This is a genomic window from Xenorhabdus sp. PB30.3, from assembly GCF_963895965.1.
Lineage (GTDB): Bacteria > Pseudomonadota > Gammaproteobacteria > Enterobacterales > Enterobacteriaceae > Xenorhabdus > Xenorhabdus stockiae.
Genome location: NZ_CAWQMW010000044.1, coordinates 1 through 6,872, shown reverse-complemented (window position 1 = coordinate 6,872; position 6,872 = coordinate 1). Strand labels below are relative to the sequence as shown.

The following is a 6,872-nucleotide window of genomic DNA, read 5'->3' as shown; positions in this document are numbered from 1 at the left end:
ATCTTATAGTGGCTATTTTCTTATATATAGTGAATTATAAACAGTAGTTTCATTTCATACTAATATTTCTTCATGTAAAAACAAGGTTGGCTAAATGAAAGCACTTATCGTAATTGACATGTTGAATGATTTTGTAACTGGCGCTCTCGCAAATGAAGCGAATGTAATTCCCATTGTTCCTGTAATACAGAAAATGCTCAATTATGCTAGATCTAATCCTGACTGGTTAGTTGTGTATGCCAATGATTCACATTGGGAAGATGACCGGGAAATAGCTATTTGGGGTAGACATGCCATGAAGGGAACATCTGGTGCTGATGTTATTGATGCTCTGGCTCCTATCGGAGCAAAGCGTGAAATCGTCACCCCTAAACGGTTTTATGGTGCTTTTGATGGTACAAATCTTGGCACTATCTTCGAACAACATGGTGTGACAGAAGTGGTATTGACTGGCCAGCATACCGATTGTTGTGTTCGTCACACAGCTTATGGTGCGTTTGTTCGTGGTTATGGTATTAAAGTATTATCTGATGCTGTTTGTGTTTTTCTGCAAGCAGATCAGAATGAAGCCCTCAATTATCTTAAATCAATTTATGGCGTTGAAATTACAACAAGTACAGAGCTTGGTGTATATTCGCTATAACTATTTGATGAATGAAGCCCTTTATATTTGGATTAACTTTTCAGAATCCAGATTGAGATCTTATTGGCTGGATAACTGGAAATGCAATGGGCATGAAATAAAATAATATGACTGGCAGATAAAATATCTGCCAGTAAATTTACTGAAACGAAAGGATAATATTTAAATCTCTGGCAAATTACGACCGTAGTAGATTTCCTGTATCTCTTTTTTAAGCAGGTGGATAATTTCCTGCTTTTCTGTTTCGTTTAACTCTTCAGCTGTGGTATTGAATAAATATTCATTCAGATCAAATTCTTTCAGCATCATTTTGGTATGAAAAAGATTTTCCTGAAAAATATTCACATCCATCATATGGTATTGAGACTGGATCTCTTCAGTCACGTAATTTTGAATGGAGCTAATCTCGTGATCGATATACAGTTTTACTCCGTTAATATCCCGGGTAAAACCGCGAACACGGTAATCCATTGTTACAATGTCAGATTCCAGTTCATGGATCAGATAATTAAGTGCTTTAAGGGGTGAAATTACACCACAAGTAGAGACTTCAATATCTGCCCTGAATGTGCATATGCCGCCATCAGGATGGCTTTCCGGATAGGTATGTACACAGATATGGCTCTTATCCAGATGGGCGACGACAGAATCAGGAAGAGGCCCCGGATTTTCCGTATTATCCACCAGTTTGGGATCTACGGGTTCTTCACTAATCAGAATGGTTACGCTTGCCCCTTGAGGGTCATAGTCTTGACGGGCAATATTAAGAATGTTTGCACCAATGATTGAACAGGTTTCACTGAGGATTTCAGTTAAGCGGTTTGCATTGTACTGTTCATCAATGTACGCGATATAACTGTCGCGATCGGCTTTCGTTTTTGCATAACAGATATCGTAAATACAGAAACTTAAGCTTTTTGTGAGATTGTTAAAGCCGTGCAATTTCAGTTTACGCAATTTACTTCACCTCCCGGCATGGGTGACTATTGGTTTCCAGATAGAGAATCCAGCAAATACTGTGGCAGGGCAAAACTACCGGCATGTATGGCTGGGGTGTAGTAACGGCAGGTTATCGCCGCATTATCGAAACGCTGTTGCAGGATTTCCAGGGGCGTCTGACGTAGGGCTGAGGTTTGTGTTGCCCATGCGAACGTCATGATCCCGCCGTAATAAGTAGGAATAGCGGCCTGATAAAAACTGCTGTCAGCAAAATAGTGGTTTAGTTTTTTGTGGCTTGTAATGGCTTCGTCTTGTTGCAGGAAACAAACACCATTCTGGGCGACAAAAACACCTCCTTCATTTAGGCAGCGAGCACAGCCTTCATAAAACTCAGATGTGAATAAACTTTCGCCGGGCCCTTCTGGGTCGGTACAATCGGAGATGATGACATCAAACTTATCAGAAGTTGTATTGACAAAGTTGACGCCATCATCAATAACAAGTTTGAAACGGGGATCATCGTAAGCCCCTGCATTATGGTTTGGTAAGTATTGGCGGCAGAATTCGACAACTCCGGCATCAATTTCTACCATAGTGATGTTTTCGAGATATTGATGGCGGCAAACTTCACGCAACATGCCACCATCCCCACCACCGATAATCAAAACGCGTTTGGCATTTCCGTGAGCAAATAGTGGCACATGGGCCATCATTTCATGGTAAATAAACTCATCGCGTTCAGTCGTTTGTACTACGCCATCAAGAGCCATAATGCGACCCAGTTCCGCATTTTCAAAAATAATGAGATCCTGATGCTCGGTTTTATTGTGATAGAGCACATTTTCAACCGTGAAATACTGACCAAAATTGGTATGTAATGTCTCATACCAAGTGTTTTTCTGTGACATCTATTGGTATTCCCCCATTGTGGTCCCCATAATTATGAGGCGCACATAATAGCCAACAACAGAATTAGTTGCACTGTGATATTTGCCAGAGAGTGACAATAAAATTATTTTACATAAGCAAGCAGGCTGAGGGAGCGGCGTGCAAGAGAGCGGCATTTTACCTCATGAGGCAGGTCGATTCCCTTCAGATCGTTGTAGCCCTGTTGATTCAGTTCCTCCATTAACTGACCATCATAATTCCCGAGATCCCATTTATTACGCTGGGCAAAATAGACAACCGTACGCCTGATTTCTCTATCTGGGATCTGGCTATAGCCACAATCATATTTTAGGTAGATGTAAACTGCTGTGAGATCAGCAAGATCTTCCGCTTCACTTTCGGACAAGGCTTTCACAGGTTGTGTGAAACCAAATAGAACCAGGGCGTAAGTCAATAATGCAAATTTTCTCATAGTTCCTATTATATTGATTTTCTACCGTTTTGCCTAAGTTAACATATTAATATCTTCATTAGCCAAACTTTATTTCCCTGAATTGGGGAAAATCTTGTGGAGAATGAAATTCAAATCATATGCGAAGTTGATGAACAATGGGTGTTTGTTGGTAACAGGAAAAATCAATCAAGATATTTTCGAGCGAAATTTCTCTGCTAACTCGATAGGCCCCAATTTATACTAAGGCAATTCTTGAAGCAAAATCATGTGTATTATTATCCGTTACCGGTCCCAAAATTTACCCTGATATATCACCTATGTCGATCATTTTTCCAGTGATGATGAGTCAGATGTGAGCAGTTTTAATTGCTTGATTTTAGGCACCACAGGATCAACTATAGTCCTACAGTTTATAGATAAAAGTGCAGATAGCATTACATCAATAGTATTGATAATTTTTTGGAGCAGATAAAACGGCATATAATTATTAAGTCTTTTATTTACAGCCCCTTACCAGCTCATCGCCGAGGAAAATCCCATCGATATTAAACAATTATTTTATTTAATCGCATTAGATAAAACTCAGCACTTTGGACAAGCGGCAGAAATGTGTCATGTCACTCAGCCAACGCTCTCTATGCGACTAAGGAATCTTGAAAAAGAGCTTGATGTTATTTTGATAAAACGAAGCTCGCGTTTTGAAGGATTTACAGAAGAAGGTGAAAAAATATTAAAGTGGGCTAAAACCATGCAGTCAGCCTATGAAGGGCTACAGGCAGAAGCAGCTAATTTTCGCCAGCAATTGTTAGGTCAGCTTCGTATTGGCATTGTTCCTCTGACTAATATTGAGCCAATGCTAATGTTACAACATCTTTCTGAAACATTTACTGAAATACGCTTTCAAGTAAGTTCGGGCCACAGTGAAAAAATTATTGATGATCTAAATAGTAATCGTTTAGATATTGGTATTTGTTATCTGGAAAAAGCGGATACTCATCAGCATGATATTTATTCACTGAAGAAAACAAAACTCGGGCTTTTATTTAACCGAACACAATTTACTCCTGCCACACCAACAGTCACGTGGGAAATGGTAGCAACATTACCACTGGCGCTTATCAGCCAGGCGAATTATTTTCGTCAATCTATCGATCTTGCATTTCAGCGTTATAATCTTCAACCTAAAATAATTCTCGAAAGTGATTCTACACTTCATCTTATTCAGTCAGTCAATTCCGGCTTTTGCTCATCTATCATTCCTATTACTAAAAAAATGGAAAAGCTAAGTGATAATATTGATATTATTCCAATAGAGGATGCTGTTATTAATGCTTCACTTGGTATATTGATCCGCCGGGAAGAGCCTCGTTCAGTATTAATTGAAACCTGCTTTGCTAATATGTGCGACTATGTAGAAAAGATAAATATTTAGGAATATGGGTATGTTTTACCTTAGCAGGTAATAATAAAGAATTAAGCTCACGAGAAAAATAGTCGCACGTATTATTGTGCGACTATTTTCATTGAAAAAGACTTTCAGTAATTAAGCGGGTTTCTCCTGCTGAGAAAAAACTCTTACTGGCACTGATTTATAAGAAGGTGTACCACTTTCTTCATCAATATAATCTAATGGAATTAAAACATTCGCTTCTGGATAATAAGCAGCAACAGTGCCCGGAGCAATACTGAATGAAATAACGGTGATATCTTTGAGAAGTAACTTTCTGTTTTTGCTCACTGTTTCAATAATGATTTTATCCCCGTGCTTTAAACCACGGGCTTTCAGATCAACATCATTCATAAACAGCACATCACGTCGTCCAAATACTCCACGGTAACGATCATCTAATGCATAAATGGTTGTATTATATTGGTCATGGCTACGAATAGTCATTAGACGCAACACATCTTCACCCAGCACATCTGCGTTTTCTTTCACTCCTTTAAACACAGAAAACATCGCCTTGCCCGTTGGTGTTGGCCAAATGCGCTCTGTTGGTGGCAATGGCATACGAAATCCCCCCGGAGTCCGGATGCGCTGATTATAGTTATCAAATCCAGGAATAGTTTTCTCAATCAAATCACGGATAAGATCGTAGCTTTCGGTATAGCGTAACCATGGTGTTTTACTATGCAGTAAAGTGGCTGCTGCCATTTCAGCCACAATAACAGGCTCTGATTTTAACAGTGGTGATGCTGGCGTTAATTTTCCCGATGATGCATGAACCATTGACATGGAATCTTCGACCGTAATGGATTGACGCCCTAACTCCCTAATATCTAATTCAGTTCTACCTAAACAAGGTAAAATAAAGGTTTCTTTCGCCACCAGTAAATGAGAACGATTAAGCTTAGTTCCGATATGTACACTCAAGTCGAGTTTTTTCATTGCTGAAAATGATAATTCAGGATCAGGTAATGCCACGGCAAAGTTCCCGCCAAGACAAAGCAGTGCCTTCACGCGCCCGTCCACCATCGCCTGCATCGCTTTAACTGCATCGTGCCCGTGTTCATAAGGGGGTTTAAACCCGAAGACTTCTTCCAGTTTTTGTAAGAATTCCGGTGATGGTTTTTCTGTAATACCAACGGTGCGGTTACCCTGAACATTAGAATGGCCACGCAGTGGGCATATTCCAGCCCCGGATTTGCCGATATTGCCTTTCATGAGCAGCAAATCGGCAATTAACCGGACATTCGCGGTTCCTTTATTATGCTGAGTTATTCCCATACCATAAGTGACTATGGTCGCATCTGAATTAGCGTACAACAGAGCGACATTTTCAATATCGGCTTGAGAAATGCCACTTTCATTCTCAATATCTTGCCAGGAAGTACCGCGTAGCTCTTTTTTGACGGCATCAAATCCCATGGTATGTGTTGCAATAAACTCATGATCGAGAATATTCCCGCGTTTTTCATCCCATTCCAATAAGACTTTCATGATGCCTTTCAGCGCTGCTGCATCACCTCCCGCTTTTACTTGATAGTAAGAAGAGGCGATATTCGTTGAGCTATAGGTCGCCATTTCAATCATATTTTGCGGATCGGTGAAACGTTCCAATGCGCGTTCACGCAGTGGATTAAACACCACTATAGGCACACCACGGCGAGCAGCTTCGTGCAGTGTTCCCATCATTCGTGGGTGGTTAGTCCCGGGATTATGACCGATAGAAATAATTAGCTGAGTTTTATCAAAGTCATCTAATGAAACAGTGCCTTTACCAATACCAATGGATTGAGGCAGCCCCACACTGGTGGGTTCATGGCACATATTGGAGCAATCCGGAAAATTATTTGTGCCGTATTCTCTGGCAAAGAGCTGAAATAAATAGGCAGCTTCATTTGAAGCTCGTCCTGAAGTGTAAAATTCGACCTCAGCAGGTGATGGTATTTCTCTTAAAATTTCACCAATACGACGGCATGCAGCTTCCCACGAAACAGGAACCAGTGTATCTGTGGCAGCATCATAAGCCAGTGGATGAGTTAAACGCCCATATCCTTCCAATTCGTAATCTGATTTTTCCAGTAAAGTGCTCACGGTATTTTCAGCCAGAAACTCAGGAGTGACACGTTTTTTGGTGGCTTCCCACGTCACAGCTTTTGCGCCATTCTCACAAAACTGGAATGTAGAGTTGTGTTCTTTATCAGGCCAGGCACATCCGGGGCAATCAAAACCGTCGGGTTGGTTAGTATTCAGCAAGGTCTTTGGCGCAACAAAAGCGTCCATCTGAGTACGAACAGCAGTTGCTGTTGCTTTTAATGCTCCCCATCCGCCCGCGGGGCCATGGTAAGGATGTACACCCGGCACGGTTGATTTATTTTTACTCATATCTACATTCCTAACATTTATTAATAATCTTTTTTATAAAAATATGCAGGTGAATATTTGAATCGAGATAGGTATATCAACGAATAGATATTACAAAATAAAAAAGATAAGTCATATAT

Annotated in this window: 6 protein-coding genes; 2 read left to right on the top strand and 4 right to left on the bottom strand. The window is 40.4% G+C overall.

Annotated features, from left to right (window positions below):
* Positions 1 to 94 precede the first annotated feature (94 nt).
* Positions 95 to 643 carry a cysteine hydrolase family protein gene (locus tag AACX38_RS03815; protein ID WP_228865761.1) on the top strand — a complete coding sequence of 183 codons (549 nt, stop codon included), beginning with the start codon at positions 95 to 97 and terminating at the stop codon, positions 641 to 643.
* Between the two features lie 162 nt (positions 644 to 805).
* Here AACX38_RS03815 and speD read toward each other — a convergent pair whose 3' ends face one another.
* The 3 genes from speD to AACX38_RS03800 all read right to left on the bottom strand — a co-directional run bounded on the left by speD (position 806) and on the right by AACX38_RS03800 (position 2,942).
* The gene (gene speD, locus AACX38_RS03810; protein ID WP_099121460.1) at positions 806 to 1,600 is read right to left on the bottom strand and encodes an adenosylmethionine decarboxylase; all 795 of its coding nucleotides are present in this window, start codon (positions 1,598 to 1,600) and stop codon (positions 806 to 808) included.
* Positions 1,601 to 1,626: 26 nt separating this feature from the next.
* Positions 1,627 to 2,490, bottom strand: coding sequence for a polyamine aminopropyltransferase (speE, locus tag AACX38_RS03805; RefSeq protein WP_099121459.1), 864 nt, complete (start codon positions 2,488 to 2,490; stop codon positions 1,627 to 1,629).
* 104 nt (positions 2,491 to 2,594) lie between these two features.
* Positions 2,595 to 2,942 (bottom strand): YacC family pilotin-like protein, encoded by a 348-nt coding sequence (locus AACX38_RS03800; RefSeq protein WP_099121458.1) that lies wholly within the window; start codon positions 2,940 to 2,942, stop codon positions 2,595 to 2,597.
* Positions 2,943 to 3,444: 502 nt separating this feature from the next.
* Here AACX38_RS03800 and AACX38_RS03795 point away from each other — a divergent pair.
* Positions 3,445 to 4,356, top strand: a complete 912-nt coding sequence (locus AACX38_RS03795; RefSeq protein WP_339373637.1) for a LysR family transcriptional regulator — start codon at positions 3,445 to 3,447, stop codon at positions 4,354 to 4,356.
* 111 nt (positions 4,357 to 4,467) lie between these two features.
* Here the strand turns inward: AACX38_RS03795 and AACX38_RS03790 are convergent, their stop codons facing one another.
* A complete protein-coding gene (locus AACX38_RS03790; protein WP_099121456.1) occupies positions 4,468 to 6,753 on the bottom strand; it encodes an FdhF/YdeP family oxidoreductase in 2,286 nt (761 codons plus the stop codon).
* Between the last annotated feature and the right edge of the window lie 119 nt (positions 6,754 to 6,872).

Bases quoted from the DNA above. Each gene is read 5' to 3' on its own strand.
- AACX38_RS03815 (WP_228865761.1), top strand. From the start codon at position 95: ATGAAAGCACTTATCGTAATTGACATGTTGAATGATTTTGTAACTGGC.
- AACX38_RS03790 (WP_099121456.1), bottom strand. From the start codon at position 6,753: ATGAGTAAAAATAAATCAACCGTGCCGGGTGTACATCCTTACCATGGC.
- AACX38_RS03800 (WP_099121458.1), bottom strand. From the start codon at position 2,942: ATGAGAAAATTTGCATTATTGACTTACGCCCTGGTTCTATTTGGTTTC.
- speE (WP_099121459.1), bottom strand. From the start codon at position 2,490: ATGTCACAGAAAAACACTTGGTATGAGACATTACATACCAATTTTGGT.